Genomic DNA, 26,283 nt, shown 5'->3' on the forward strand with positions numbered 1-26,283 from the left:
TCGCGCCCATGCGCCGAGCGGCCCGCTCCGACTGCTCCGGCGGGCACCGGAGCCGGAGCGGCGGAAGCCGTCCGTGGCCCCCGCCTTCGGCCGCCACCGCCCGGCGTCCCCGGCGCCCGGGTGCCCAGCGGGCATCATCGTGCGCATGGCACACCCGCACCTGCCGACGACCGAGGCCGCAGTCGCCGCGATCCGCGAGATCGCGCGGGAGCACGACCGGGAGCTCGTCGTCACGGACGACATCGGCACCGACCAGGTCTCGCGCCGGGAGTCGGCGGACGCGTTCACCGCCGCGGACCCGGACGGCTCGCTGCCGCACGAGGCGTTCGTGGAGCTGGGCGGGCAACCGGCCGTCACCGTCCGGCTCTTCGCCGACGGGGACGCGAGGGTGAGCGTCGAGGACGTCGAGTTCCACGACGTCCCGCGCGACTCGGTACCGGGCTTCCTGCGCTCCGTGTACGGCGGCCTCGCGTACGTGAAGGGACGGTTCTTCCCGGTCGGCGAGTGGCTGGTGGTGCCGCTGCCCGGCGACGAGACCTACAAGGAGCTCATCCTGCTGAACGGGCTCACCCCGTGGCTGGCCCGCTCCGTCAGGCCGTAGTCCCTGGCGCCCTCAGCCCGTCGACGAACACGGCCCACGCCGCACCGCCGACCACCACCACGGGCCCGCCCGGCCGCGTGGAGTCCCTGACGGGGACGACCCCGCGGGGACCGTCCGCGACCTCGACGCAGTCTCCGCCGGAGGTGTTGCTGTAGCTGCTCGTCCGCCAGGCGACCGCGCCCAGGCCGATCCGGCTGACTGTCATTTCGGGGGTCCTCCGGGGGTGCTGACCGCACGGACGCGCGGTGGGGCGATCAGGACACAACCATCGTCTTCAATTGTCCGACGAACACCGCCCACGCCCCGGCGCCGACCACCACCACGGCCCCGGCAGGCCGCGTGGAGTCCCTGACGGGGACGTGCCCGCGGGGACCGTCCGCGACCTCGACGCACTCGCCGCCGTCTCCGTTGCTGTGACTGCTCGTCCGCCAAGCGACTGCGTCCAGGTCAATCCGGCTGCTTGCCATTTCGGTAGTCCTCTGCAGCTGCGTCGATCATGGCCAGGGACGCCTCCGGGGACAGTGCGGCGGCCCTGAGCCGATCGTATGCCTTGTGATACTGCTCGACGAGGGCCGGATCGTCGATCAACTGCCCGTGATAGGCACCCTCGGTGTACAGCAGCGGAGGTGCGTCCGCGAACTGCATGAACATCATGTCCGTCTTCAGAAACGGCCGGGTCGGTGCGTTCCACAGCAGCACTTGCAGAACGATGCGCCGTCGCGCGGCCAGCTCTCTGATGCGAGCGAGCTGCGCTGCCATGTCCTGGCGGGAGAGGAACGGCTGGAGGACCAGCGACTCGTGGAGGACCACCCAGTACTCGGGTGTCCGGGGGTTGTCGAGAATCGCCGCCCTGCGCACCCGGGCCGCCACCTTCGCCTCGACCTCGTCCGGCTGGTCCATCGGGTGGGTCGCGTGGATGACGGCACGTGTGTACGCCTCGGTCTGCAGCAGACCGGGCACGAGCGCGGGACTCCACCTCTCGATCGACCGAGCACGCGGCTCCACTTCGGCCACCTGCGCGAAGTACCCGGCATGCGCACCCCGGCGCGCCCGCCGCACGTCCTCGCAGCGGCGCTCGAAGAATCCGTCCGTCCCCAGCAGCCGGTCGACGTGCCGTGCGAGGTCCGCGGGCATGCGGCGGGTGCCGCGCTCGATCTCGCTGAGCAGGCTCACGCCGTAGAAGCTGCCCTCGACCGTCTGCTGGAGCGTCAGGCCCGCCGCCTCCCGCTGGAAGCGCAACTCGGCCCCGTAGAGGGCCGGTACGCCAGCCGAGCCGTCGATGTCCTTGCGTGCCGCCATCGTTCACCGTTCCACGGTCCGTGCGGTGGAGTCAGAATCCCTTCCACCGTACGCACCGGGCCACCACGCTGTGAGCGCAACGTCACACACAGCACACGAAAGTGGCCCTCATGAACGAGCGACGATCCGACGCACCCGATGGCGCACCCAATGCCGGGACGAGCGCGGACCGGCTGCGGGAAGCACTGGCCGCGCACGGCATCACCCTGCCGTCCCTCGGCGTGGACCTGCCGAGTTACGCCGGCGCCCTGCCCTGTCGGCAGCTGGTGGCGCTGGGAAACTGCAACCTCGCGACCGCCGACCGGCTGACGGCCGTGCTGCGCGCGGCGGCCCGGCGGTGAGCGGCGGGGACTTCGAGGCGGAACTGGAGGCGGTGCCCGAGGCGGTGCCGCTGCTGCGGCACGCCGTGCGCGCGCATCTGCGGCGTGAGTGCGCGGATGTGGAACTGGCGGTGAGCGAGCTGCTCGGGAACGTGGTGCGCCACGTGGGGCCGGGGGCACCGGTCAGGCTGCGGGTGAGCGGCGACGGGACGACGACCCGCGTCGAGGTGACGGACCGGACCGGCGACGCGGTTCCCGCCCCGCGCAGCCCGTCGCCTGACGAGGAGTCGGGGCGGGGCCTGGCCCTGCTCGAGGCGCTCGCCGTGCGGTGGGGCGTGGTGCGCGGGGCGGGCGGCAAGACCGTGTGGTGCGAGCTGGACGGGGGCTGACCCGCGTGGGGGCCGGGCTCCGGCCCGGTCCCCACGGGCACGTCAGAACATCACGAGCGCGCGGCCGCCCTTCCCCACGCGCATCGCGTCGAAGGCCGCCGGGATGTCCTCCAGCGTGATGCGGTCGGTCACCAGCGCGGACAGGTCGAGGGAGCCTTCGCGGACGAGGGCGGCGAGCACCGGGAGGTCGGCGGCGGGGTCGCAGTTGCCGTAGACGCAGCCGGACAGGGTGCGGCCCCAGTGGAAGATCTCCAGGGCGTTGAAGGTGACCTGCTGGTCCTTGCCGCCGATGCCGACCACCGTGGTGCGGCCGCCCCGGCGGGAGGCCTCCCAGGCGGTGCGGATGGTCACGGCCCGGCCGACGCACTCGATCGAGACGTCGACGCCGTGTCCGCCGGTGAGCTTGCGGATCTCGCGGGCGGTGGTGTCGGAGGCGACCACGTACTCGGTGGCACCGGCCGCGCGGGCCAGCGCCTCCTTCTCGGGCGACACGTCGACGGCGACGATCTGTCCGGCGCCCGCGATCCGCGCGGCCTGGAGGGTGGCGAGGCCGACACCGCCGACACCGAAGACCGCCACCGACTCGCCCTCGCGCACCCGGGCGGAGTGGTGGACGGCCCCGTATCCGGTGAGGACCGCGCAGCCGAGCAGGGCGGCGTCGGCGAGCGGGATGCCGTCCGGGACGGGGAGCACGCAGTTCGCCGGGACCACGGTCTCCTCGGCGAAGGCCCCCACGTTGAGCCCCGGGTGGAGTTCGGTGCCGTCCCGGGAGACGGCATGGACCCGGGACGCCCCGGCGAGGGCGTCGTTGCAGAGCCAGACCTCGCCGAGCGTGCAGGGATGGCAGACGCCGCAGGACGGAGCCCAGTTGAGGACGACCCCGTCGCCGGGGGCGACGCCGGTGACGCCCTCGCCCACGGAGACGACGGTGCCGGCGCCCTCGTGGCCGAGGACGGCGGGGACGGGGAGCCGCATCGTGCCGTCGGACAGGGAGAGGTCGGAGTGGCACACCCCGGCGGCGGCGAGCCGGACCCGCACCTGGCCGGGGCCGGGCTCGGGGAGGTCGATGGCGGTGATCTCCAGCGGAGATCCGACGGAGGGCAGGACTGCTGCACGGACCACGGTGGCGTTCTCCCGGCTCAGAACTGGAGGGACTTGGTCTGGAGGTACTCGGCGAGACCGTGCGGGCCGAGCTCCCGGCCGACGCCGGACCGCTTGTAGCCGCCGAAGGGGGCCAGCGGGTTGAACCGGCCGCCGTTGATGTCGACCTGGCCGGTGTCCATCCGGCGGGCGAAGGCGACCGCCTCGGCGTCGTCGGCCGCCCACACCGCACCGGCCAGGCCGTAGACGGTGCCGTTGGCGATGGCGACGGCGTCCTCCTCGTCCTCGTACCTCATCAGGCAGACGACCGGGCCGAAGATCTCCTCCTGCGCGACCGTCATGTCGGGGGTGACGTCGGCGAGCACGGTCGGGCGGACGTAGTAGCCGGTCTCCAGCGGGGCGTCCGGGCCGCCCGCGACGAGGCGCGCGCCCTCGGCGAGGCCCTTCTCGATGTAGCCGCGCACCCGCTCCCGCTGTCCGGCGTTGACGAGCGGGCCGACGCGCTCGCCGGGCACGTACTTGGCGACGGCGGCCTCCGCGAGCGCGACGGCCTCGTCGTAGTGGTCCCGGTGGACGAGCATCCTGGTCCAGGCGCTGCACGTCTGGCCGGAGTTGGACATCACGTTGGCGATGCCGACGTTCACCGCCCTGGCGAGGTCGGCGCCCGGCAGCACGACGTTCGCGGACTTGCCGCCCAGTTCGAGGGCCACCCGCTTGACGGCGGCGCCCGCGACGGCGCCGATCCGGCTGCCGACGGCGGTGGAGCCGGTGAAGGACACCAGGTCGACGCCGTCGTGCTCGGCGAGCGCCTGGCCGGCGACCGGACCGAGGCCGGTGACGAGGTTGACGACGCCGGCGGGGATGCCGGCCGCGTGCACCGCCTCGGCGAAGAGCTGGGCGGTCAGCGGGGTGTCCTCGGCGGGCTTGAGCACCACGGTGCAGCCCGCGGCGAGCGCGGGGGCGACCTTGGCGACGATCTGGTGGAGCGGATAGTTCCACGGCGTGATCGCGCCGACGACGCCGACCGGCTCCATCAGCACGGTCGAGGTGCCGAGCTTCTCCTCGAAGGCGTAGGAGCCCGCGAGGTCGGCGTAGGTGCCGGCCACCACGACCGGCAGCGAGGCGTGGACGGCGAGCGCGAGGGCCGGCGGGGCGCCGAGCTCGGCGGTGACGGTCTCGGCGATCTCCTCGGTCCTGCGGCCGAGTTCGTCGCGCAGCGCGCCGAGCAGGGCGGCGCGCTCGGCGGGCGGGGTGGCCGCCCAGGCGGGGAACGCCTCGCGGGCCGCGCGTACGGCCGCGTCGACGTCCTCGGCGGTGCCGGCCGGGACGTGCGCGATGACCTGCTCGTCGGCCGGGTTCACCACCGCGATGGTGTCCGTGCCGACGGCGGGCCGCCATCCGCCGCCGATGTACATGCCGTCGTGGGCCTTCATCGCACTCCTCCACGCGTCGCGGTCGTCTCGCACCCCAAACTAGCGGTGTTAGTTTTCGTGCGCCAGGGGTGCCCCGGCGGTGTGGCGGAGGCTACGCCGGGGGCCCGTCGCGGGGAAGGCGCCGGGGCGCGGGCCGCCGCGCGGGCGGGGGTCCGGGGCGCACCGCGCGCGGCGGCCCGCGCCCCGCGTGTCAGGCGTGGTCGCGGCGGCGGAGGACGTACGCGGCGGTGAGCGCCACCCCTCGGTCCTCGTCGCGCGCCAGCTCCGCGAGGGCGTCGGCGGCCACGGGCCCGGGGATGTCCGCGAGCGCCTGTGCCAGGCGCCTGCGGGCCGGTGCGTCTCCTGCGCACCCGGCGAGACGCTCCACCAGCGCGGCGGCGATCCGGTCCGCCGCCGCGGGCGACGCCGCCAGCGCGTGGAGCGCGTCGGCGGCCTCGACGTCGTTGGTCCCCGCCACGACCATGTCGGCGAGCACCGGGACCGCTTCGGCCGCGCCCCGCGCCCCGAGCGCGGGCGCCGCGACGCGGCGGACCGCCGCGTCGGGTCCGGCGAGGGCCCTCCGGAGCAGCGCCGTCGCCTCGTCCTGGGGCATCTCGGCGAGCGCCCTGACCGCCCGCTCGCGCACCGCGGCCTCGGGTGATCCGAGGCCCTCCGCCAGCGGCGCCCAGCCGTCGTCTCCGGAGCGCGCCAGCGCCCACCGCAGGGCCCCGGCGACGTGCGGGTCCGTCTCGCCGAGCGCCGCCTCGACCAGTGCTTCCGCCGGAAGCGGTGCGGTCTCGGCGGTCGCCAGGGCGGCGCGCTGGCGCCGTGCGGCGCTGGCGGATCCGAGCTCCTGGAGGAGGGCGACGGTCCGCAGGACGTCCTCCCATGCCGCGGGTCCGGCGGCGTCGATCCGGCGCAGCCGGGTGAGCAGCTCCGTCTCGGCCGCGATGCGCTCCCGGGTCCCGCGCACGAGTTCCGCGACGAGTTCCGCGGGCTCGAATCCGGGGTCGTCGAGGGCCCGCCCCACGTCCCGCAGGGACAGGCCGAGCGAGCGCAGGCTCTCGATGTGGAAGATCCGGCGGATGTCGTCGGCGGAGTACTCCCGGTAGCCGCCGCCGGTGCGCTCCGTGGGCCGCACCAGCCCCAGCGACTCGTAGTGCCTGAGCATGCGGGCGCTGACGCCGGAGCGCCGCGCCACCTCGCCGATCAGCACCGTCCCACCGTCCGTCACCTCTCCCGGTCGCGCCCGCCGAGGGCCACGACGCGCTTCGCCTCCTCGATCGCGAAGCCGAAGCCCGCGTCCGGGTCGCGCAGCAGATGCTCCGTGGCCATCGCGTGCTCGCGCACCTGAGGACAGGGGTCCATCATCGCAGCGCGCAGCGCAGGGAGGACGGCCTCGCCGAGTCCGGTCAGCGCCCGGCTGAGGCTCAGCCGGGTCTCATGCGGTCCGCGGCCGAGCAGGGTGGCCAGCACGGCGGCGAGTTCCGGCTTCTCGTCCTCGGGGACCAGGACGACCGCCGCCCGCCACGCGCTGCGCGCCACGTCGTCGTCGGCGTCGCAGAGCAGGGCCCTGGTCACGGAGGGCCAGGCCCGCCGGTCGCCGATCTTGGACAGGGTGTGCAGTGCCTGGCTCCGTGCCTGTGCGCGGTCCGAGCCCAGCTCGCCGAGGAGCCCCGGGAGCACCGTGTCCGGGGAGTGCCGGGTCAGGGCCCAGGTGAGCGCCTCGCGCACGGAGAAGTCGGGTTCGACCGCGCACCGCTCGACCAGCAGGCCCACGAGCCGCTCGTCGGGGGACGTGCCGATCGCCATCGCGGTCCGCAGCCGGACCGTGGCCCGGTCGTCCCGGAGGCCCCGGCCGGCCCGTGCCGTGTCCGCGTCCGTCCCGCCCGCGCCCCCGGCGGGCCGCGCGTGCGCAGGCCCGGCCCGGTCGGCCGGGCCCGTCGCTCCCCCGGCTCCCGTCGTGTCCTCGGGGTTCCGCGTGCCCTCGGCGTTTTTCGTGTCCGGTGTCGGAAAGGTCATGGGACACCTCCTCACCGGCAGTGAAGACCTTGGCATCGTGTCAAGGTCAAACAGAGGGGCGACGGCGCGCCGGTGGCCTGTCCGGGGGGAGCGGCGACCGGCACGCTCCGGACGCTTGTCACGGCCGGGCCGGGGAACCACAGTAGGTGCGCGTCCGGTGAAGGAGGAACATGGGCGACGTGACGGTGCCCGGTACGGGTGACGTGCCGGAGGCCGGTACCCGCGAGTGGCCGCCCCGCCCGGCGCCGGGAGGCGTGGAGGGCATCGGGGCGGCGGCCTTCGTGGTCGACGACGACGGGCGGATCCTGGCGGTCAACGGTGCCGCCGAGCGTCTCCTGGGCCGGGACGCGGCGGCACTCGTCGGCGAGGACTCCCACGACCTGCTGCACCGCGACGAGCACGGGCACGCGCTGCCGCGCAGCCGCTGCATGATGCGGAAGGCGCTGCTCACCAGGGACACCCGGCACGGCGACGCGGAGTGGTTCGTGCGTGGTGACGGCAGTCTGCTGCGGCTGTCCTGGCTCGTCACCCCGTACACGTCGGACACGGGCGCGGCCGGCGCGCTGGCGCTGCTGTACGAGTCACCGCACGAGGACGACCCCGGGGAGAGGGGGCATTCGGCGCCGCTCACGGAACTCGACCGCCTGTCCCTGCTCGCCGAGACGACCACCCGGCTCACGTCCACCCTCGACGTGGACGAGGCGCTGCACCGGCTGGCGGCGCTGACCGTGCCCCGGCTGGCGGACTGGGCCGTGTTCGACCTGCTGACCGAGCACGACGAGGTGCGGCGGGTCCTGGTGACGGAGCACAAGGACGGCTTCCTGATCGAGCGGGACGATCTGCAGGGACCCATGCCGCCGGTGCCCGCGGAGTCTCCGATGCCGCTGTCGCGGGCCCTGCGCGGCGCCGCCTCCACGCTGGCAGGTCCGGCGACCTACCAGGGTCCGCCGGACTCGGGCATCGCCGTGGAGCAGCAGCGTCTGTTCGCCGCGACGGGCATGCACTCCGCCGCCATCGCGCCCATCCGGGGCCTGCGGGACGTGCTCGGCGCGCTGACCCTGGGCCGCTCGCGCCGGCACGAACCGTTCACGCCGGCCGACCTGCCGCTGCTGGAGGACCTCACCCGCCGGGCGGGCCTGGCGCTGGACAACGCACGCCTCTACCAGCGTCAGCGCAAGGTCGCCGAGACCATGCAACGCCACCTGCTGCCGCAGCTGCCCACCGTCCCGGGGCTGGAGATGACCGCACGGTACGTGCCGGCTCCGCACGCCTCCTCCGTGGGCGGCGACTGGTACGACGCCTTCGCGCTGGACGGCTCCACGCACGCGCTGGTCATCGGCGACGTCGTCGGGCACGACCTCGACGCCGCGGCCGGCATGGCGCAGGTCCGCAACATGTTGCGGGCCTTCGCCTGGTCCCATCCCGAGGCGGCCCCCGGCGCCGTCGTCACCCGGCTCGACGAGGCGGTGATCCATGTCGCCGAGGTCCCGATGGTCACCATGATCCTCGCCCGGCTGACATCCGGTGACGACGGGCTCTGGCACCTGCGCTGGACGAACGGGGGGCATCCGCCGCCGCTGCTCGTCACCCATGACGGCCGGGCCCGCTATCTCGACGAGGCCCACGGCATGCTGCTGGGAACGGGCCTGGACCGGCCCCGCCCGGAAGCCGTCGTCGGCCTGCCGCCCCGCTCCACGCTGCTGCTCTACACCGACGGGCTCGTCGAGTCGCCGCGGCACGTCCTCGACCTCGGCCTGGACCGGCTGAGCCGCCACGCGGCCGCGCTGGCGCACCGGCCGCTGGAGGTCTTCTGCGACACCCTGCTGCGGGAGGTCCGCCCGGCCGACAACGACGACGACGTCGCCATGATCGCCCTCCGTACGCCGGACGCCCCCTCCGCCTAGCCCGGACGCCCCCTCCGCCCGGGTCGGGTGCCGCCGCCTCCGCCCGGGCCCGGTGCCACCCGGACCGGGCGGAGGACCGGGGTCAGACCTCCAGGCCCGGGACGTCCGTCGGGGCCGGGCAGATGCGGCGGCCGAGGTGGTCGAAGACGTACAGGTGGGCGAGGTCCACGAGGAGCGGCACCTGTGCGCCGGGGCGGAGCCGCACGTCGGGGCCGGTGCGGACGACCAGGTCGCTCGGTGCGACGGTGCGGCGCTCGTCGGGTGCGGCGACGTCCGGAGCGTCGAGCACCGCCACGGGGCCGGTGACCTGGGAGACGGCGCGCTCCTTGAGCCGGGCCAGCATGCCGGGCCCGCCCTCCCGGCGCCTGCGCGTGGCGGTCTGCGGGCGCGAGGACTCCAGGTCGGCCACGACCGCGGGCCGCGAGCCGGTGTTGAAGTGCACCAGCGCCTCGTGGCCCTGGTACTCCGTGTGCTCGACGAGGCCGGTCAGCGCCACCTCGCCCGGGCGGGCCTGGCTGGGCGGCGCGATGCGGGCGGCTTCGGACCGCAGGCCGACGATGATCTGGCGGCCCTGCTGGATGCGGAGCAACTGGTGGTCGGAGCTGAGCGGTTCGGGCAGCGGCAGTCGCTGGCGGCCGAGGTCGATCGACATCCGCCCGTCGAGCGGCGCGTGCACGACGGCCTGGAGGAGGTTGATCCGGGGGGTGCCGATGAACGCGGCCACGAAGACGTTCGCCGGCAGGGCGTAGGTCTCGCGCGGACTGCTCACCTGCTGGAGCACGCCCCCGCGCATCACGGCGACGCGGTCGCCCAGCGACATCGCCTCGGCCTGGTCGTGGGTCACGTACACCGTCGTGACGCCCAGCTCGGCGGTGAGGCGGGCGATCTCCGCGCGCAGGTGGTTGCGGAGCTTGGCGTCCAGGTTGGAGAGGGGCTCGTCCATCAGGAAGACGGAGGGGCGGCGCGAGATGGCGCGCCCCATGGCGACGCGCTGGCGCTCGCCTCCGGAGAGCTGCCCGGGGAAGCGGTCGAGCAGGTCCTCGATGCCGAGCATCCGGGCGGTCGCCTCGACGCGCGGGTTGCGGTCGGCGCGGGGGTTCTCCAGCTTCAGGGGGAAGCCGATGTTCTCGCGGTTGGTCATGCTCGGGTAGAGGGCGAAGTTCTGGAACACCATGGCCATGTCGCGTTCCCGGGGCGGGATGTCGTTGGCGTACTCGCCGTCCAGCAGCAACTCGCCCTCGGTGACGTCCTCCAGTCCGGCGATCATCCGCAGCACGGTCGACTTCCCGCAGCCGGACGGACCGAGCAGGACGAGGAACTCCCCGGGGTCGACGGTGAGGTTGAGGCGGTCGACGGCACGGGCGTTCCGTCCGTATCTCTTGCTGACGTTGTGCAGTGCGATGGCGCGCGTCATAGGGGTCCCGCCCGGGAGTGAGGAAGGCAACCGAGAGGCCAGAAGTTAGCCCACCGCGTGCGATCAGGGAATGGATCGCGCGAAACGTCGGTGAACGGACATCTGAGGCACTGTCCGCTCACTTGCCGATCCACCGGAAACGGCTGGAATCCTTCGCTCGCGGCGAAGGGCCGGGGCACATGCTTCCGGCACGAACGGAGCGTCTCGGTCCGGGCTTTCGCGCAGGTCCGGGCATGCCCGCGGGGCCGGCCCCGGTGCGGGCCGGCCCCACGTGCGGTCACACCCGGCGGACGTCCGTGAGATGCGCGAACACGACGACGTTGGCCGAGTAGCCGCGCTTCTTGTCGAACGAACCGCCACAGGTCAGCAGGCGCAGCTCGGGACGTCCGGTGCTCCCGTAGACCTGTTTGTCGGGGAACTCGTCCTTGGTGAAGGTGCGGACCTTGTCCACCGTGAACACCGCCGTGCGGCGGTCCTCGCGGACCACGTCCACCGTGTCCCCGGGCTTGAGCCTGCTCAGGTTGAGGAAGACGGCGGGGCCGGTCCTGGTGTCCCGGTGGCCGACCGCGACCGCGGTGCCCGCCTCGCCGGGGGCGGGCCCCATGCCGTACCAGCCCACGAGCTTCGGCTCGTCGACCGGTGGCGCCGTGAGCGTCCCACGGGCGTCGAGTCCGAGGAGCGTCACGGGGGACGTGATCGTGAGCTTCGGGATGACCAGCCGCTTGGCCGGGGACGGCGGGAGCGGCTGGACACCCCGGGCCTTGCCGTCCCTGGACGCCGGCCGCGGGGTGGATTCCTTGCGGCGGGCGCCCGCGGGCGACGGCGAGGACGCCGGCTTCGCCGTGCGGGACGGCACCGGCGAAGCCCGGGGGGCGGGCGTCCGGCGGGCCGGCGGGGCCTCCACCCGCTTGGTGAGCGGGGGGAGTTCGATCCGCGCCGGGGCCGCCGCCGCGACGGCGACGGTGGCCCCCGCCCCGTCCGCGGACGTGCCGTCGCACGCGTGGACGAGGCCGGTCACCAGGGTCGCCGTCACGCTCAGCGTGATGGTGAGGCGGCAGGCGCGGCTCGGTCCGCGACGGCGGCGACGGGGCCGGGGACGCGCGGGAGGCCGGGGCCGGCCGCTCAGGGGATCACGCAGCGCCGTGGACACGGCGGCGTGCCCGGCGGACGACGATCAGGCCCGCGAGGCCCGCGAGGAGGGTGCCGGCCACGACGGGCGTCGCGCCGACGCCGGAGCCGTCGTCGCCGCCGGTGCCCGACATGCCGCCGCCGCCCGCCGGGACGGCGCCGGACGGCTGCTCCCACTTGTCGTCCTGGCCGGCGGCCGCCGTGCGGTCCTCGTTGCCGTTGCCGTCGCCGTTGTCGGGACGCTCGCCGCGGGCGCCCGGGGTGCCCCTCTTCGCGTCGGGGCAGGTGACGGTGAAGATCTTCTGCTTGGCGACGCCGCCGGTGAAGGTCCAGGTGAGGCGGTAGTCGCCCTCGGGCAGGCTGTACTCCGGGGTGTGGCCGCGGCCGGCGATCAGGGTGAGGCTGCCGGACAGGGTCGGGCCGGTCGGCGTGGGCGGCTGGGGCGCGATGGCCCAGGTGAGGAGCGGGACGGTCTCGAAGTTGAAGGCCGAGAGGCTGAACTTGCAGACCTTCAGGTCGTCCTGGGTGTTCCAGTGGGGCACGCCCGCGCGGTGGACCTTCAGGTCACCGCTGTCGCCCGGGGCGGCGAGGGCCGGCGAGGCGCCGGCCAGGGTGGCGCCGGCGACGGCGAGCGTCGCCAGGGCCGCCGCGGCGGGACGGAGGCGGTGGGCGCGGAACGATGCGGTGGACGGCATGCGAGGCTCCTTCGAGCTGATCTGATTGTCATACTGATCAGGCGATCGCCTGACTAGATGTCACAGAACGACGGCGCCAAAGCCTCGAATCGCTGAAACGGTGTCAGATATGCCCTGACTAGCCGATACCGGATGTGTGCCGACCGGGCGACGGAGCCGCCTCCGCGGCCGCCGCCGCACCGCGCGACCGCCGCCCCCGCGCCGGGCGGGCCGCCCGGACCGCCACGCCCGCCGAGGCCGCGAGCAGCACCCCGATGACCGTGAACGGCGCCGCCGCGCCGGCCACGCCCGCGACGAGCCCGGCCGCGGCGGGCGCGGCGACCTGCCCCAGGCGGTTGCCCGTCAGACGCAGCGCGAGCGCTGTGGACCGCGCCTGCTCCGGCGCCGCGCGCACCACGGTCGTCATCGACAGCGGCTGCCCCGCCCCGAGGCAGAAGCCCAGCACGGTCAGCATCGCCGCGAGCGCCCACAGGGGCACCGGCAGCGCGAGCGCGGCGCAGAGCAGGCCGCCGGTGAGACACGTCGTGGCCAGCAGCGCGGTCCGGCCCATCAGGCGGAGCAGCGGGCCCATCACCAGCCGGCAGGCGATCGTCGCGGCGGCCCGCAGCGACAGCAGCACACCGACCACCGCGGGCGCGATGCCGCGCTGCTCGCCGACCACGGGAAGGTAGGCGGTGAGGACGTCGGTCGCCGACAGCACCGCGAGGCTCACGAAGATCCCCGCGGGCACACCGCGGGTGCGCAGGATGCCCCGGACCGGGACCTTGGCGCGGGCGGCGCGGGGCACGGGACGGGGCCGGGCCTCGATCCGCCACATCGAGGTGAGGGCCACGGCCGCGACGGCGGCGGAGGCGTGGAGCGCGAGGGCGCTCGTCCGGGCCATGTCGCCGCCGATCACGGCGCCCGCGGCGAGCGGGCCGGCGAGCTGGCCGAGGGAGGCGCCGATGGTGAAGTGCCCGAAGTTGCGGTCCTGTTCGGCGGGGGCGGACCGGCGGGCGACGATGGACTGGGCGCCGATCACGAAGCACAGGTGGCCGAGGCCGGTCAGTCCGCTCCAGGCCGCGACGGCGCCGAGGGAACCGGCCGTGCCGCCGAGGGCGCAGCCGCCGGCGATGAGGAGGACCCCGGCGGCCAGCAGGGGCGCGCACCGGCCGTGGTCGGTGCGGCGGCCGAGCGGCACGGCCGCGAGGAGCGGGAGCAGCGCGTAGGCGCCGGCGATGACGCCGACGGCGCGCTCGTCCGCTCCGAGGGCGAGTGCCCGGTAGGACACGGCGGGCCGCGCCATCGACACCGCGCCCTGCGCGAAGGCGAACGCGACGACGAGGCGCAGCAGCCAGCCCCGGGAGGACGCCATGTCAGATGATTCCGAACAGGATGCCGGCGCCGAGGACCACCAGCGAGGTGAGGGCGGCCCACTTCACGGTGAACCGGGTGTGGTCGCCGAACTCGACCTTCGCCATGCCGACCAGCACGTACACCGCCGGGACCAGCGGGCTGGACATGTGCAGGGCCTGGCCCACGAGCGAGGCGCGGGCGATCTCCAGCGGTGACACGCCGTGGGCGGCGCCCGCCTCGGCGAGGACGGGCAGGACGCCGAAGTAGAAGCCGTCGTTGGACATGAAGTACGTCAGCGGGAGGCTCAGCAGGCCGGTGACCACGGCCATGTGCGGGCCCATGCCCTCGGGGATCGCCCCGACGAGCCAGTCGGCCATGTGCTCGACCATGCCGGTGCCGGTGAGGACTCCGGTGAAGACGGCGGCGGCGAAGACCATGCCCGAGACGTTGAGGACGTTCTCCGCGTGGGCGGCGATGCGGGCCTTCTGGTCGTTCATCGACGGGTAGTTGACGGTGAGGGCGAGCGCGGCGCCGAGCAGGAACAGCACCGGGATCGGCAGCAGTTCCATGATCATGGAGGCGAGGAGGGCCACGGTCAGGCCCGCGTTGAACCAGTACAGCTTCGGGCGCAGGGTGGGCCGGTTCGGGTCGAGACCCTGGAACTCCTCGTCGGGGGTGCCCCCTTCGCCCGCGGGCGAGCCGGAACCGTCGCCGCCGCTCGCCGCCGCGTCGCCGGACCCTCCGGCCGGCGCACCGCCCGCGGGACCGCCGCCCGGCGCAGCGCCCGCGGACCCTCCGGACGCGCTCCGGCCCGTGCCGCCGGCGCCGGACGCGCCCGTGCCGCCGCCGGTCTTCACCAGGACCGTCTCGCTCCGCGGTTCGAGCGCCTCGTCCAGCGAGAGGTAGCCGAGGCGCTTGCGCTCGCGCCGGCCGAGGACGTACGCCAGGGCGATCACGAAGAGCAGGCCGGCGCCGAGCGCCGGGATCATCGGGACGAAGATGTCGGCCGCGTCCAGCTTCAGGGCGGTCGCCGCACGGGCGGTCGGGCCGCCCCAGGGCAGGGTGTTCATGACGCCGTTGGCCGTCGCGGCGACACCCGTCATCACGACCAGGCTCATGCCGAGCCGCTTGTAGAGCGGATACATCGCCGACACCGTGATCATGAACGTGGTGGAGCCGTCGCCGTCGAGCGAGACGATCGCGGCCAGCAGCGCCGTGCCGACCACGATCCGCAGCGGGTCCGCGCGGCAGAAGCGCAGGATGCCGCGGACGATCGGGTCGAAGAGGCCGACGTCGATCATCACGCCGAAGTAGACGATCGCGAACATCAGCATCGCGGCCGTGGGGGCGAGGTTGCCGACGCCCTCGAGGACGTAGTCCCCGAGGTGCGCGCCCTCGCCCACGATCACGCAGAAGAGGGCCGGGATCAGGACCAGCGCCGCGATCGGCGACATCTTCTTCGTCATGATCAGGACCAGGAAGGTCGCGATCATGACGAAGCCGAGGACTGTCAGCATTCAGGACACCTCACGTTCACCCTTGAACTCCACCGGGGGCGGCGGCCCGGACGACGTTAGGTGCCGTGAAATGCCGTTAACAAGGTGTTGACACGTGAGCAATACGAGCAGAACCCCAGCTCACCGGGGTGCCGGTGTCACCTCGACCGGGAATCCGTTGAGCACCGCCGTGCCCGACAGGGGGTCGGTCCTGGAGCCGTCGAGGAGCTGGTTGACGTTGACGCCGGGACGGGCGGCCGCGGTGGACAGCCGGACGCCGGAGCGGTCGTGGCCCCATCCGTGCGGCAGGCTCACCACGCCCCTGCGCACGTCCTCGGTGATCTCCACGGGCGCGTCGACGCTCCCGCCCTCCGCGGTGACCCGGGCGGTGTCGCCGTCGCCGAGGCCGAGGCGGTCCGCGTCGTCGGGGTGGACGTGGAGGGTGCAGCGGTTGGAACCGCCGTTCAGCGCGGGCACGTTGTGCAGCCAGCTGTTGTTGGAGCGCAGATGGCGGCGGCCGACGAGGACGAGGGAGGCCGGCCGGGCGCCGAGCGCCTCGCGCAGCCGGGGCAGGTCGGCCGCGACCGGGCCGGGCAGCAGCTCCACCCGGCCGCTGCGGGTGCGCAGGATCTCGGGCAGCCGGGGCCGCAGCGGGCCCAGGTCGATGCCGTGCGGCTGCGCCTTGAGCCCGGCCAGGGTGAGGCCGTAGGGCCCGAGGCGCAGCATCATGTCGAGCCGGCGTTCCGCCCCGCTGTCGCCGGTGAGATCGGCGGCGATCTTCGCCGGGTCCCCGCCGTGGACGGTGGAGTGCGGGTCGGCGACCGCTTTCTCCAGCGTCTGGCCGATGACCATGTCGTCGACGGCCGACGGGTCGGCGCCGTGCATCCCGGAGACGGCGAGGACCAGCCGGGCGAGGATCTCGCACTCGTCCCTCAGCCCCTCCTCCAGCGGTACGGCCGCCGGGGTGAAGCGGACCTGGTTGCGCACCGCCAGGGCGTTGAACGCGAAGTCGAAGTGGGCGCTCTGGGCCGGGGGCGGCGGGGGCAGGACGACGTCGGCGTGGCGGGAGGTCTCGTTGAGGTAGGGATCGACGCTGACCATGAAGTCCAGGCCCGCCAGCGCCCGGTCGAGCCGGTCGCCGTCCGGGGCGCTGAGCACGGGATTGCCCGCGACGCAGATCAGGGCGCGGATGCGCCCCTCGCCCGGAGTCTCCATCTCCTCCGCGAGGACGGCCACCGGCAGCTCGCCCTTCGCCTCGGGGCGCGCGGAGACGCGGCTGGCCCAGCGGCCGAGGGCGAAGCCCTTGCCCGGGGCGGCGGGGCGCGGGGCCCGGTCGGTGGCGGAGAGCGGGAAGAGGGCTCCGCCGGGGCGGTCGAGATTGCCGGTGAGGACGTTGAGCACGTCGACGAGCCAGCTGGCCAGCGTGCCGTGCTCGACGGTGCAGCTGCCGATGCGGCCGTAGACGGCGGCGGTGGGGGCGGCCGCCAGCTCGCGGGCCATCGCCCGGATGTCGTCCGGTGCCACGTCGCAGGCGGCGCCGACGGCCTCGGGGGTGAACGCCGCCGTCGCGGTCTCGACGTCGGCGATGCCCTCGACCAGTTCCGCCAGGCGGCCGGGAGCGGTGAGCCCCTCGGCGAAGAGGACGTTCACCAGGGCGGCGAGGAGCAGGGCGTCGGTGCCGGGGCGGATGGCCACGTGCCGGTCGGCGAGCCGGGCGGTGCGGGTGCGCCGCGGGTCGACGACGGTGAGGGTGCCGCCGCGCCGGCGCAGCGCCTTCAGCCTGCCGGGGAAGTCCGGCGCGGTGCACAGGCTGCCGTTGGACTCCAGGGGGTTGGCGCCGAGGAGCAGCAGGTGGTCGGTGCGGTCGAGGTCGGGTACGGGGATGGCGAGGGCGCTGCCGTAGAGCAGTCCGCCGGAGACGTGCTTGGGCATCTGGTCGAGCGTCGAGGCGGTGAAGAGGTTGCGGGTGCGCAGGGCGCCGAGCAGGACGGGCGGGTAGAGGGCGCCGGCCATGGTGTGGACGTTGGGGTTGCCGAGGAACAGGCCGACGGCGTGCGGACCGTGCTCCTCCAGCAGGGGCCGGACGCGGGCGGCGATCAGGTCGAACGCCTCCTCCCAGCTCGCCTCGCGCAGCTCCCCGTCCCGGCGTACGAGGGGGGTGCGCAGGCGGTCGGGGTCGGCGTCCAGCTCGCCGAAGGAGGCGCCCTTGGGGCAGATGAAGCCGTCGCTGAAGACGTCGTCGCGGTCGCCGCGCACCCCGGTGACCCGGGTGCCCTCGATGGTGAGGGTCAGGCCGCAGGTCGCCTCGCAGAGCGGGCAGATGCGCAGCGCGGTCCGGGTGTCCGGGCCGGCCTCCGGGGAGGGCGCGGCGGCCCCGGCGGCGGGCGGGGCCTTCGCCGTGCCGGGGGCGCCCCCGGGTGCGGGCGGCGTCGTCGGGGCGTCGGCTGCGGTGCTGGACACAGGTCCTCCCGGGGGCGGTGGCATGCCGTCACCCGCGAGCATACCGACCGGTAGGCATGGACGGCAGGGTCTTGCCGCACCCGGACGGGCACGGCGGCGCCGGGTGCCGCGCGCCGGCCGCCCGCGTGCCGGCGCCGGTGCGCGGGCGGTCAGGGGTCCAGCACCTGGGCGAGGTAGGCCCCGACCAGGCGCCGGGTCTCCGCGACGATGCGCTCGTCCCCGGACGGGTCGGCCCGGAAGGCGAGCTGGAGGAGCGCGTCGGCGGCCTCGACCGCGACCAGCACCGCACGCCGCAGGTCCTCGTCCACCGCGCGCCCCAGCCGCGCGGCGAGCAGCGCCGCCAGCCGGTCGGGGACCTCGCTGTTCACACCGGACACGGGCGCCCCCAGCGGGACCTGGGCGCCGAAGTCGATCAGGGTGAAGCCGGCGACGGTGCGCTTCATGTCCAGGTACTCGTCGAGCACCACGTCCACGACCGCGCGCCACTCCGCGGCCCCCGGCGGACCCGGCGGACCCAGGCGGGCGGCGATGCGCTCGGCGTAGCGGTCGAGGTTGCGGTGGCCGAGCGCGTCGACCAGGGCGCGCTTGTTGCCGAAGAAGCGGTAGACGGAACCGATGGGGACGCCCGCGCGCTCCGCCACGGCACGGGTGGACAGCTCCTCGTAGCCGCACTCGTCCAGGAGCGCGGCGCAGGCGTCCAGGATCCGGGCGAGGCGGTCGGCGCTGCGCCGCTGGACGGGCTCCCGGCGCAGAGGGGACGGGGACACGCGCCCCATGATGCCGGGCCGTTGCCGTTGACGGACCCGTCCTGCAATCCTACGGTTGTCCATAGGAATGGGCGCACGGGCGGCCACGGCACAGGTTGACGCAGACATCATGGAGCGGCGATGAGCGGCATCGAACAGGCGCGGAAGACGGCCGAGGGGCTGACCGACGGGTCCTTCTCCCCCGGATTCGGCAACGAGCACAGTTCCGAGGCCGTGCCCGGCGCGCTCCCGCACGGGCGCAACTCCCCCCAGCGCGCCCCCCTCGGCCTCTACGCGGAGCAGCTCAGCGGCAGCGCGTTCACCGAGCCGCGCGCCCGCAACCGGCGTTCCTGGCTGTACCGGATCCGCCCCTCGGCCGCCCACCCCGCCTTCGTCCGCACGGACAACGGCAGCCTGCGCACCGCCCCGTTCACCGAGTCCGTCCCCGACCCGAACCGGCTGCGCTGGAACCCGCTGCCCGAGCCCGCCCCCGGCACCGACTGGCTGGCCGGCCTGTGGACGCTCGGCGGCAACGGCGACGCCGCCCAGCGCACCGGCATGGCCGTGCACCTGTACCACGCCAACGCGGCCATGACGGACCGGGTGTTCTCCGACGCCGACGGCGAGCTGCTGATCGTCCCCGAGCGGGGCGGCCTGCTGCTGGTGACCGAGCTCGGCCTGCTGCCCGTCCGCCCCGGCGAGGTGGCCCTGATCCCCCGCGGCGTCCGGTTCCGCGTCGAGCTCCTCGACGAGAGCGCCCGCGGCTACGTCTGCGAGAACTACGGGCAGCCGTTCGAACTCCCCGAGCTCGGCCCCATCGGCGCCAACGGCCTCGCCAACGCACGGGACTTCCTCGCCCCGGTCGCCGCGTACGAGGACACCGAGCGCCCGGTCGAGGTGGTCAACAAGTTCTGCGGCAACCTCTGGACCGCTACGTACGACCACTCCCCTCTCGACGTCGTCGCCTGGCACGGCACCCACGCGCCGTACGTCTACGACCTGCGGCGCTTCAACGTGATCGGCACGATCTCCTACGACCACCCCGACCCGTCGATCTTCACTGTGCTGACCTCGCCCTCGGACACCCCCGGGCTCGCCGGGGTGGACTTCGTGGTCTTCGCCCCCCGCTGGCTGGTCGGCGAGGACACCTTCCGCCCGCCCTACTTCCACCGCAACGTGATGAGCGAGTACATGGGCCTGATCGAGGGGGCGTACGACGCCAAGGCCGAGGGATTCGTGCCGGGCGGCGGCTCGCTGCACAACATGATGTCCGCGCACGGCCCGGACCGGGAGACCTTCGACCGGGCGAGCGCCGCGGAGCTGAAGCCGCAGCGGATCGACGACGGACTGGCGTTCATGTTCGAGACCCGCTGGCCGGTGACCGCGACCGCGCAGGCGGCGGGTGCCGCACACCTGCAGAAGGGGTACGACGACGTGTGGCAGGGTCTTGAGCGCCACTTCCGGCCGTAACAGCCAGATGCCGTGTACGGAGATGCCGTGACCTCCTTCGCTCCCGACTCGCTGGTCCTGAACCGCAAGCTGCCGCTGTGGTACCAGGTCTCGCAGTCGCTGCGCGCCTCGATACTGGGCCGGGCGCCCGGTGCGCCCCTGCGCCTGCCCACCGAGGAGCAGCTCGCCCAGCACTACGGGGTGAGCGTCCTGACCATGCGCCAGGCGCTCAAGGAGCTGGAGGAGGAGGGGCTGATCAGCCGCCACCGGCGGCGCGGCACCTTCATCGAGCCGGGGGCGCGCAGGGGCGCCCCCCGGCGGCTGCTGGGATCGATCGACGCGATCGTGGCCCAGCAGTCCGGCGAGCGCACCACGATCCTCGGCCACGGCCCGGAGCCGGTCACCGGGGACCTGGCGGAGCACTTCCCGGACGCCGCGGAGGTCGTCGTCTTCCGGCGGCTGCGCCGCGACGGCGGCACGGACGAGCCGACCAACTGGGCGGAGAACGCGCTCCGTCCGGAGGTCGCGGCCCGCGTCGACCTCGCCGACCTGGAGCGCTGGCCGATGACGAAGGTGCTGCGGGACGTGCTCGGCGTCCGCATCAGCCGGATCACGGACACCGTCGAGGCACGTCTGGCCGACCCGGAGACGGCACAGCTGCTGTCCGTGCCGCTGCTCAGCCCGATCCTGCACTACACGGGCGTGACCTACGACGCCGAGGGGCGGGTGGTGGACGTGGCCCGGATCCGCTACCGGGGTGACCGGTTCTCCTTCTCCGTGACGGTGGACGCGGCGGACTGAGCCGGCGCGGACGGTGCGGGGCGCGGCCCCGGCCGGGAGCCCGCGGGGCGCTGGGTGCTGGGGGTGCCTCCCGCGACGGGCACCACAGGCGCGTCGCCGACAGGCCGCCCGTGAAGACCGGTTCGCCGGACGCACGGGGTCGGATGCACGGGGTCGGATGCACGCCGCCGGACGCCTGGCGTGTCCCCGGGGCCGCAGGGCACACGGGCCCATCGCGCGGCGGAGCGGCGCACCCGTACCGGGCGGATGCGGGCGCTTCGGCAACGCAGCGCGGTGCCGTGGCCGTCGTCGGGCGCCCTCCGGCGGCGGCGCGACAGCCCTTAGCATCGGCACGGTGAGCGCACGCACCCCGTCCGAGCCGCAGCCCCTGCCCGACGCCGTACCGCCGCCCCGCACGGAGTCCGGCCGGCGGGTGTCCGCGCCCGGGGGCCGTACCGCGCCCCGGGGCGCGGACGGGTCCGTGCGGAGTGCCGCCCCCGCGCACGACGACGTCCCGCTGCTCGACGATCTGATGCCGTGGTCCGTGGCGCCGCTCCGGCTCGGACGGGACTGGGTGATGGCGCCCGACGCCGGTTCCCTGCGCGGCCGCTGGAAGGCGCTGACCGGCGCGGAGCCCGGGGAGCGCGAGAGGCTGTTCCGTCCGACCCGGGCCCGCACCCCGCAGAGCGCGGTGGCCCAGCTGCCCGGGCATCCGGGCGGCAGCGGGCGGATCGCCCGCGAGGAGGGCCGCTGCCCGGAGCCGGTCCGGGTGCTGCACGGCGCGTTCGACGAGCAGTGGCTGATACCGGACCACCGGCTGATCGACGCCGCCCGGCCCGAGCTGTGGCGGGTGCGGGACGGACGGCAGCGCTTCGCCGTCGAACAGGGGCATGTCCCCGGGGCCGGCGGACCGGCCCTGGTGGTGACCTCGCTGCTGCCGGACGGCAGGTCCCCGGCGGGACGTCCGGGGCGCATCCGGCCGCTGTACCGCAGGCCGGGCGGGCGCGAGCCCAATGTGGCCCCCGGCCTCCTCGGCCTGCTCACCCGTCGCTACGGGCGGCCGGTGACGGCGGAGGACCTGCTGTGCTGGTGCGTGGCGGCCGCGACCGGGACACCGGCGGGGTGCGCCGTGCCGCTCACCGCGGATCCCGCGCTCTGGGCGCGCGGCGTCGGCCTCGGGCGCACCGCGACCGGCATCCTCCTGCGCGGCGCGGACGGCGGCGCGCGGCCGAAGCTGCCGGGCGGACGGCGGCCCTACGTCCGGGCGGCGCTGCCGCCGCGACCGCGGACGCTCGCCTACGACACCGCCGAGGAGGCGCTGCTGATCGGCGACGAGGGCCGCATCTCCCCCGTACCGGCGGAAGCGTGGGAGTTCGAGGCCGGCGGCGGCCGGGTGCTCGACCTGTGGTTCGCCCGGCGCACGGCCGAGGCGGAGCCCGGCACGCTGGAAGCGGTGCGCCCGGCCGCCTGGCCCCAGGAGTGGACGTCCGAACTGCTGGAACTGGTCACGGTGCTGGCGCTCCTCGCCGATCTCCGCACGGAGTGCGCGCCGCTGCGCGAGGGCCCGCGGATCCCGGCCGGCGACCTCCGGGCCGAGGGGGTGCTCCCGCCCCCGGCCGCGTCGCGCCGCCCCGCATCGGTCCTGGACCACCGGGAGGAGGGCCCGGACGGGCAGTTCGCCCTGCTCTGACCGCGGTGTCCGGGCGGACGGCACCGGCCGGGGCGGCCCGGACAGCAGCCCGTCCGGCGCACCGGAACACCCTCGGGCGACGGCCGTGCGACACCCGCGCGCACCGGCCCGGACCCGCACCCCGGGCCGAACCGGGGACGGGCCCGCACCCCGGGCCCACCCCCGCACCCGCACCCACCCCCACCCCCGCACCCGTCCCCGCAGGAACCACGGCGGACCCGAACCACGGGGTGCCGCCCGCGCCCCGCACGAAAGGCAGACCCCATGGACCCTCAGCCGCTGCCGCTCGCCGGCATCACCGTCGTCGCCGTCGAACAGGCCGTCTCCGCTCCGTTCGCCACCCGTCAGCTCGCCGACCTCGGAGCCCGGGTGATCAAGGTCGAGCGTCCGGACGGCGGCGACTTCGCCCGCGGGTACGACACGGCGGCGCGCGGGCTCGCCTCGCACTTCGTGTGGTGCAACCGCGGCAAGGAGTCCGTCGCCGTCGACCTCAAGGACCCGCGCGGGCGGGAGATCGTGCACCGGCTGGTGGCGGACGCCGACGTGTTCGTGCAGAACCTGGCCCAGGGGGCGGCGGCCCGGCTGGGGCTGGACGCGGCCGCGCTCTGCGCGCGGCACCCCCGGCTGGTGGCCGTGGACATCTCGGGGTACGGGCCCGAGGGTCCCTACGCCCACAAGCGCGCCTACGACATGCTCGTGCAGTGCGAGGCCGGTCTCGTCTCGGTGACCGGGACACCGGAGAGGCCGGTGAAGGCGGGGGTGCCGGCGGCCGACGTGGCGGCCGCGATGTACGCGTTCTCCGGTGTGCTGGCGGCACTGCTGCGGCGGGCCTCGACCGGGCGGGGCGGGCCGGTGGAGGTCTCCATGCTCGACGCGCTCGCCGAGTGGATGGGGCATCCGCTGCACCACGGGATGCACGGGGGCGAGGCACCGGCGCGCACCGGGCTCGCGCACGCCGTGATCGCCCCGTACGACGCCTACGACACCGCCGACGGGAGCCAGGTGCTGCTGTCGGTGCAGAACGACCGGGAGTGGCGGCGGCTGGCCGAGCAGGTCCTCGGGCGGCCGGATCTGGCGGACGACCCCCGCTTCGCGACCAACAGGGCCCGCACCGGGCGCCGTGGGGAGACGGACGCGGTGGTGGCCGGGGCGCTGGCCGGGCTGACGGCCGGGGAGGCGGTCGCACGGCTGGAAGCGGCCCAGATCGCCTGCGCACGGCTCAACACCGTGCAGGACGTGGCCGCGCATCCGCAGCTGGCGGCCCGGGACCGGTGGCGGGAGGTCGACTCGCCTGCCGGGCCGCTGCGTGCGCTGCTGCCGCCGATCACGCTGCCGGGCGGGGCTCCGGTGCCGATGGGCGCCGTTCCCTCACTCGGCGAGCACACCGACGCGCTGCTGCGGTCCCTGGGGATGACGGAAGAGACCGCGGCGGCGCTGCGCCGGGACGGTGTGGTCGCCTGAGCGTGATCGTGCGGGGACCGTGTGCCGGGGAGGTGCGCCGTCGGATCAGCCGCGGCTGCCGAGGATCGAACGGCGCAGCCTGCGCAGCGGTGCGAACAGCGAGACCCGGGCGCTCTTGCTCCGGCGGCGGTGCGCCATGTCGCGCGAGGTCAACTCGCGCATGAGGAGCGTCGCCTCGGCGGCCTCGCGCTGCGGCACGACCGGTCCGCCCAGCACCGCGAGATGGCGGTCCAGACGCGAGCTGGTCGCACCGCTCCCGCAGGTGATGGCAGGAACCCTCGCCCTGCTGCGAACTGTTATCTGATCCATGTCACTCCCCACCCGTACGAGATACCCGGCCCGGGCAGGTTAACCCTATCGCCCCGGCGGTACACCCGTGTATCCCGCCTGCGTGATTCACCACAGCTGTACGGAGATTGACGGTTACTCTCCGAATACAAGTGATTCCAGGGCGAGTTGGACTGCCGGATCGTTCCGGCGCGGTGGTGCGGCCGACTGACTGCACCTCAAGCCACAGCGTACGCGCACGAGTTGAGGGAAGCCGAGGCACCCCGGGCGGTGCCGCGGAGAGGATCACGGACAGGGGGCTGGACATGACCGGAGCACCGGGTAGGGGCCGTCTGATTGCGGAGCGCTACCGCCTGATCGGGGAGATCGGCGAGGGGGTCACGGGCGTGGCGTGGCTCGCCCGTGACGAACTGCTGGAGCGGGACGTGGCGGTGAAGGAGGTCCGCGGTCCGGGAGGCGCGGACCCCGCGGCGGCCCGCGCGCTGTACGGGCGGCTGGAGCACGCGGCCAGGAGCGCCGGCCGCGTCTCCCACCGCAACGTGGTGGCCGTCCACGACGTGGCCACCTGCGACGGCCGGCCCTGGATCGTCATGGAACTCGTCCGCGGGCTCGCGCTGTCGGACGTGCTGGACGCGGAAGGGGCGCTCCCGCCGCGCCGCGCGGCGCACATCGGGGCCGAGGCACTGGCCGGACTGCGGGCGGCGCACGCGTCCGGGGTGGCGCACCTCGACGTCAAGCCCGCCAATGTGCTGATCGCCAACGACGGGCGAGTGCTGGTGACCGGGTTCGGGATGGCGGCGGCCGGCACCGCGGGCTCGCTCGGCCCGGCCGGGCCGGCGGCGGACGCGTCCGGCGCGGAGGCGGACCTGTGGTCGCTGGGCGCGCTGCTCTTCACGGCGGTCGAGGGCCGTTCCCCGGCCGGGGGCGGACCGGTGGTCAGCGGACGGGCGGACCCGGCGCTGGCGGAGGTGATCGAGGGGCTGCTCCGGGAAGATCCGGCGGAGCGGATGACGGCGGCGGAGGCGGAGCACCGGCTGCGCCTGGCGAGCGCGGGCGGGCAGCCGCGGGTCGGCGGGGCGGGCGCCGCCCCGGCGGCTCCGGCGGCCGCCGGGGACGAGGGTCCGGCTGCGGGCGGCCCGGCTCGGACGGGGGGCGACGGCCCGGCGGCGCCCGGGGCGGCACCGGACGCGGAGCCGGAGGGGCCGCGGCACGCGACGGCGGTGCTGGCGGGCGGGGTCGCCCTCCTGGTGCTGGCACTGGCCGCGCTGGTGTGGGCGCTGGCGGGCTGAGGACGGACGGATGGCGGGCAGCCGGACACACCGCGGCCCCGCCCCTGCGCCGTGCGGCGCGGGAGCGGGGCCCAGGGCCCGCCGCCCGGACGCCTCGGGCACGTGCCCCGCGTCCGGACGCCGGGCCCCGCCGCGGTCCGCGCGGCCGCCCGTGGTCGCCGTCAGTCGTTGGCGTTCAGGACGGGCAGGTAGCCGCCCGACTGGCCGGCCGCGGTCGGGTGGTAGGACTCCCCGATGTTGAGCCAGTTCACGCTGTGCAGCCAGGCGGAGCCCGAGCAGATCTCGTGGCCGGTGAAGGTCCCGACGACACTGCCGAAGGTGAAGCCGTGGGCGGCGGCCCTGCGGGCGACGGCCGCGTTCAGATAGTCGGAGGCCCCGTTGATCGCGGTGCGCTCGCCCTCGCTCAGTCCGGCGATGCAGCTGCCGCCCAGCTTGTAGAAGCGCGGGTAGCCGAGGACGACGACCTTGGCGGAGGGCGCCTTGGAGCGGACCGCCGAGTAGACCGAGTCGAGGCGGCCCGGGAGGGTGCTGTCCACGTAGGCCCTGGCCTGGTTCACCCGGCTGATGCAGGTGGCCTCGGACTGCAGGACACAGGTGGTCATGACGTCGGCGAAGCCGGCGTCGTTGCCGCCGACGGTGAGGGAGACCAGGTCGGTGGCGGAGCTGAGCGGGCCCAGCTGATTGGCCGTCACGTCGTTGGTGCGGGCACCCGAGCAGGCGGTGAAGGCGAACGAGGAGGGGGCGTTCGCGGCCGCCCAGAGCTTCGGGAAGGCACGGGTGCTGCGCTTGCAGTCCCCGCTGGCACTGTCGTAACTGCCCGCTCCCACACCGGAGGAGTAGGAGTCACCGAGGGCGACGTAGTCGAGGGCGGCGGCCGATGTGCCGGCCTGTGCCGTGCCCGCTCCGGTGAGGGCGAGGACGGCGCCGAGGACGATCGAGGACGAAAGTGCCGCAAGACGGGACAGCTTCATGGAACCTCCCAGGCGGTGCGCAGGATCTCTGCG

At 74.8% G+C, this 26,283-nt stretch carries 24 protein-coding genes and 1 pseudogene; 9 read left to right on the top strand and 16 right to left on the bottom strand.

Annotated features, from left to right (window positions below; all coding sequences use genetic code 11):
• Positions 1–145: 145 nt before the first annotated feature.
• Positions 146–601, top strand: a complete 456-nt coding sequence (locus tag IAG43_RS05960; RefSeq protein ID WP_187739710.1) for a hypothetical protein — start codon at positions 146–148, stop codon at positions 599–601.
• Here the strand turns inward: IAG43_RS05960 and IAG43_RS05965 are convergent.
• Genes IAG43_RS05965 through IAG43_RS05975 form a run of 3 tightly spaced genes read right to left on the bottom strand, consistent with a single transcriptional unit; the run spans position 591 to position 1,900 of the window.
• Entirely contained in the window at positions 591–806 is a 216-nt protein-coding gene (locus IAG43_RS05965; protein ID WP_187739711.1) for a DUF397 domain-containing protein, read from the bottom strand. The genes IAG43_RS05960 and IAG43_RS05965 overlap by 11 nt on opposite strands.
• Before the next feature lie 49 nt (positions 807–855).
• Positions 856–1,068 carry a DUF397 domain-containing protein gene (locus IAG43_RS05970; protein WP_187739712.1) on the bottom strand — a complete coding sequence of 71 codons (213 nt, stop codon included), beginning with the start codon at positions 1,066–1,068 and terminating at the stop codon, positions 856–858.
• The gene (locus IAG43_RS05975) at positions 1,049–1,900 is read right to left on the bottom strand and encodes a helix-turn-helix domain-containing protein (protein WP_187739713.1); all 852 of its coding nucleotides are present in this window, start codon (positions 1,898–1,900) and stop codon (positions 1,049–1,051) included. Before IAG43_RS05975 ends, IAG43_RS05970 begins: the two co-directional genes overlap by 20 nt.
• A gap of 110 nt (positions 1,901–2,010) precedes the next feature.
• On the opposite strand from IAG43_RS05975, the gene IAG43_RS05980 reads away from it, so the two are divergent.
• Both IAG43_RS05980 and IAG43_RS05985 read left to right on the top strand, forming a co-directional pair.
• Positions 2,011–2,241, top strand: a complete 231-nt coding sequence (locus IAG43_RS05980; protein WP_187739714.1) for a hypothetical protein — start codon at positions 2,011–2,013, stop codon at positions 2,239–2,241.
• Complete coding sequence (locus IAG43_RS05985; protein ID WP_187739715.1) at positions 2,238–2,609, top strand: ATP-binding protein; 372 nt, start codon at positions 2,238–2,240, stop codon at positions 2,607–2,609. The genes IAG43_RS05980 and IAG43_RS05985 overlap by 4 nt, the downstream gene beginning before the upstream one ends.
• Before the next feature lie 42 nt (positions 2,610–2,651).
• Here the strand turns inward: IAG43_RS05985 and IAG43_RS05990 are convergent, their stop codons facing one another.
• The 4 genes from IAG43_RS05990 to IAG43_RS06005 all read right to left on the bottom strand — a co-directional run bounded on the left by IAG43_RS05990 (position 2,652) and on the right by IAG43_RS06005 (position 7,144).
• Positions 2,652–3,731: a Zn-dependent alcohol dehydrogenase gene (locus IAG43_RS05990; protein ID WP_187739716.1), complete on the bottom strand. Its 1,080-nt coding sequence runs from the start codon at positions 3,729–3,731 to the stop codon at positions 2,652–2,654.
• Between the two features lie 17 nt (positions 3,732–3,748).
• Positions 3,749–5,143: an aldehyde dehydrogenase family protein gene (locus tag IAG43_RS05995; protein WP_187739717.1), complete on the bottom strand. Its 1,395-nt coding sequence runs from the start codon at positions 5,141–5,143 to the stop codon at positions 3,749–3,751.
• 190 nt (positions 5,144–5,333) lie between these two features.
• Positions 5,334–6,338 carry a HEAT repeat domain-containing protein gene (locus IAG43_RS06000; protein WP_187744310.1) on the bottom strand — a complete coding sequence of 335 codons (1,005 nt, stop codon included), beginning with the start codon at positions 6,336–6,338 and terminating at the stop codon, positions 5,334–5,336.
• A 14-nt stretch (positions 6,339–6,352) separates the two neighbouring features.
• The gene (locus IAG43_RS06005) at positions 6,353–7,144 is read right to left on the bottom strand and encodes a HEAT repeat domain-containing protein (protein ID WP_187739718.1); all 792 of its coding nucleotides are present in this window, start codon (positions 7,142–7,144) and stop codon (positions 6,353–6,355) included.
• A 170-nt stretch (positions 7,145–7,314) separates the two neighbouring features.
• Between IAG43_RS06005 and IAG43_RS06010 the strand changes: the two genes are divergently transcribed.
• Positions 7,315–9,048, top strand: coding sequence for a SpoIIE family protein phosphatase (locus tag IAG43_RS06010; RefSeq protein WP_187739719.1), 1,734 nt, complete (start codon positions 7,315–7,317; stop codon positions 9,046–9,048).
• A gap of 82 nt (positions 9,049–9,130) precedes the next feature.
• Here IAG43_RS06010 and IAG43_RS06015 read toward each other — a convergent pair whose 3' ends face one another.
• The 7 genes from IAG43_RS06015 to IAG43_RS06045 all read right to left on the bottom strand — a co-directional run bounded on the left by IAG43_RS06015 (position 9,131) and on the right by IAG43_RS06045 (position 18,352).
• Positions 9,131–10,462, bottom strand: coding sequence for an ABC transporter ATP-binding protein (locus tag IAG43_RS06015; RefSeq protein WP_187739720.1), 1,332 nt, complete (start codon positions 10,460–10,462; stop codon positions 9,131–9,133).
• A gap of 277 nt (positions 10,463–10,739) precedes the next feature.
• Complete coding sequence (locus IAG43_RS06020) at positions 10,740–11,495, bottom strand: class F sortase (protein ID WP_246574080.1); 756 nt, start codon at positions 11,493–11,495, stop codon at positions 10,740–10,742.
• 97 nt (positions 11,496–11,592) lie between these two features.
• Complete coding sequence (locus IAG43_RS06025; RefSeq protein WP_187739721.1) at positions 11,593–12,285, bottom strand: hypothetical protein; 693 nt, start codon at positions 12,283–12,285, stop codon at positions 11,593–11,595.
• A 118-nt stretch (positions 12,286–12,403) separates the two neighbouring features.
• Positions 12,404–13,639, bottom strand: a complete 1,236-nt coding sequence (locus IAG43_RS06030) for an MFS transporter (protein WP_187739722.1) — start codon at positions 13,637–13,639, stop codon at positions 12,404–12,406.
• Position 13,640: 1 nt separating this feature from the next.
• Positions 13,641–15,137, bottom strand: coding sequence for a CitMHS family transporter (locus IAG43_RS06035; protein WP_187739723.1), 1,497 nt, complete (start codon positions 15,135–15,137; stop codon positions 13,641–13,643).
• A 120-nt stretch (positions 15,138–15,257) separates the two neighbouring features.
• Complete coding sequence (locus IAG43_RS06040) at positions 15,258–17,444, bottom strand: molybdopterin oxidoreductase family protein (protein ID WP_246574699.1); 2,187 nt, start codon at positions 17,442–17,444, stop codon at positions 15,258–15,260.
• 281 nt (positions 17,445–17,725) lie between these two features.
• Positions 17,726–18,352 (bottom strand): TetR/AcrR family transcriptional regulator, encoded by a 627-nt coding sequence (locus IAG43_RS06045; RefSeq protein WP_187739725.1) that lies wholly within the window; start codon positions 18,350–18,352, stop codon positions 17,726–17,728.
• Positions 18,353–18,463: 111 nt separating this feature from the next.
• Here IAG43_RS06045 and hmgA point away from each other — a divergent pair, with 111 nt between their 5' ends.
• From hmgA to IAG43_RS06065, 4 genes are all read left to right on the top strand, one after another.
• Positions 18,464–19,792, top strand: coding sequence for a homogentisate 1,2-dioxygenase (gene hmgA / locus IAG43_RS06050; RefSeq protein ID WP_187739726.1), 1,329 nt, complete (start codon positions 18,464–18,466; stop codon positions 19,790–19,792).
• A gap of 27 nt (positions 19,793–19,819) precedes the next feature.
• The gene (locus IAG43_RS06055; RefSeq protein WP_187739727.1) at positions 19,820–20,572 is read left to right on the top strand and encodes a GntR family transcriptional regulator; all 753 of its coding nucleotides are present in this window, start codon (positions 19,820–19,822) and stop codon (positions 20,570–20,572) included.
• A gap of 511 nt (positions 20,573–21,083) precedes the next feature.
• Positions 21,084–22,241 carry a type ISP restriction/modification enzyme gene (locus IAG43_RS06060; RefSeq protein WP_246574700.1) on the top strand — a complete coding sequence of 386 codons (1,158 nt, stop codon included), beginning with the start codon at positions 21,084–21,086 and terminating at the stop codon, positions 22,239–22,241.
• A 264-nt stretch (positions 22,242–22,505) separates the two neighbouring features.
• Positions 22,506–23,702: a CaiB/BaiF CoA transferase family protein gene (locus tag IAG43_RS06065; protein ID WP_187739729.1), complete on the top strand. Its 1,197-nt coding sequence runs from the start codon at positions 22,506–22,508 to the stop codon at positions 23,700–23,702.
• Positions 23,703–23,747: 45 nt separating this feature from the next.
• Here the strand turns inward: IAG43_RS06065 and IAG43_RS06070 are convergent, their stop codons facing one another.
• Positions 23,748–24,011, bottom strand: coding sequence for a hypothetical protein (locus IAG43_RS06070; protein WP_187739730.1), 264 nt, complete (start codon positions 24,009–24,011; stop codon positions 23,748–23,750).
• Positions 24,012–24,295: 284 nt separating this feature from the next.
• Here IAG43_RS06070 and IAG43_RS06075 point away from each other — a divergent pair.
• Positions 24,296–25,012, top strand: a pseudogene (locus IAG43_RS06075) (serine/threonine-protein kinase); the annotation flags it as partial.
• A gap of 428 nt (positions 25,013–25,440) precedes the next feature.
• On the opposite strand, the gene IAG43_RS06080 reads toward IAG43_RS06075, so the two are convergent.
• Positions 25,441–26,250 (bottom strand): SGNH/GDSL hydrolase family protein, encoded by an 810-nt coding sequence (locus tag IAG43_RS06080; RefSeq protein ID WP_187739732.1) that lies wholly within the window; start codon positions 26,248–26,250, stop codon positions 25,441–25,443.
• Positions 26,251–26,283 lie beyond the last annotated feature (33 nt).

Source organism: Streptomyces genisteinicus, assembly GCF_014489615.1.
GTDB classification, from domain to species: Bacteria; Actinomycetota; Actinomycetes; order Streptomycetales; family Streptomycetaceae; genus Streptomyces; species Streptomyces genisteinicus.

Bases quoted from the DNA above. Each gene is read 5' to 3' on its own strand.
- IAG43_RS05960 (WP_187739710.1), top strand. From the start codon at position 146: ATGGCACACCCGCACCTGCCGACGACCGAGGCCGCAGTCGCCGCGATC.
- IAG43_RS05965 (WP_187739711.1), bottom strand. From the start codon at position 806: ATGACAGTCAGCCGGATCGGCCTGGGCGCGGTCGCCTGGCGGACGAGC.
- IAG43_RS05970 (WP_187739712.1), bottom strand. From the start codon at position 1,068: ATGGCAAGCAGCCGGATTGACCTGGACGCAGTCGCTTGGCGGACGAGC.
- IAG43_RS05975 (WP_187739713.1), bottom strand. From the start codon at position 1,900: ATGGCGGCACGCAAGGACATCGACGGCTCGGCTGGCGTACCGGCCCTC.
- IAG43_RS05980 (WP_187739714.1), top strand. From the start codon at position 2,011: ATGAACGAGCGACGATCCGACGCACCCGATGGCGCACCCAATGCCGGG.
- IAG43_RS05995 (WP_187739717.1), bottom strand. From the start codon at position 5,143: ATGAAGGCCCACGACGGCATGTACATCGGCGGCGGATGGCGGCCCGCC.
- IAG43_RS06005 (WP_187739718.1), bottom strand. From the start codon at position 7,144: ATGACCTTTCCGACACCGGACACGAAAAACGCCGAGGGCACGCGGAAC.
- IAG43_RS06010 (WP_187739719.1), top strand. From the start codon at position 7,315: ATGGGCGACGTGACGGTGCCCGGTACGGGTGACGTGCCGGAGGCCGGT.
- IAG43_RS06015 (WP_187739720.1), bottom strand. From the start codon at position 10,462: ATGACGCGCGCCATCGCACTGCACAACGTCAGCAAGAGATACGGACGG.
- IAG43_RS06025 (WP_187739721.1), bottom strand. From the start codon at position 12,285: ATGCCGTCCACCGCATCGTTCCGCGCCCACCGCCTCCGTCCCGCCGCG.
- IAG43_RS06030 (WP_187739722.1), bottom strand. From the start codon at position 13,639: ATGGCGTCCTCCCGGGGCTGGCTGCTGCGCCTCGTCGTCGCGTTCGCC.
- IAG43_RS06035 (WP_187739723.1), bottom strand. From the start codon at position 15,137: ATGCTGACAGTCCTCGGCTTCGTCATGATCGCGACCTTCCTGGTCCTG.
- IAG43_RS06045 (WP_187739725.1), bottom strand. From the start codon at position 18,352: ATGGGGCGCGTGTCCCCGTCCCCTCTGCGCCGGGAGCCCGTCCAGCGG.
- hmgA (WP_187739726.1), top strand. From the start codon at position 18,464: ATGAGCGGCATCGAACAGGCGCGGAAGACGGCCGAGGGGCTGACCGAC.
- IAG43_RS06060 (WP_246574700.1), top strand. From the start codon at position 21,084: ATGCCGTGGTCCGTGGCGCCGCTCCGGCTCGGACGGGACTGGGTGATG.
- IAG43_RS06065 (WP_187739729.1), top strand. From the start codon at position 22,506: ATGGACCCTCAGCCGCTGCCGCTCGCCGGCATCACCGTCGTCGCCGTC.
- IAG43_RS06070 (WP_187739730.1), bottom strand. From the start codon at position 24,011: ATGGATCAGATAACAGTTCGCAGCAGGGCGAGGGTTCCTGCCATCACC.
- IAG43_RS06080 (WP_187739732.1), bottom strand. From the start codon at position 26,250: ATGAAGCTGTCCCGTCTTGCGGCACTTTCGTCCTCGATCGTCCTCGGC.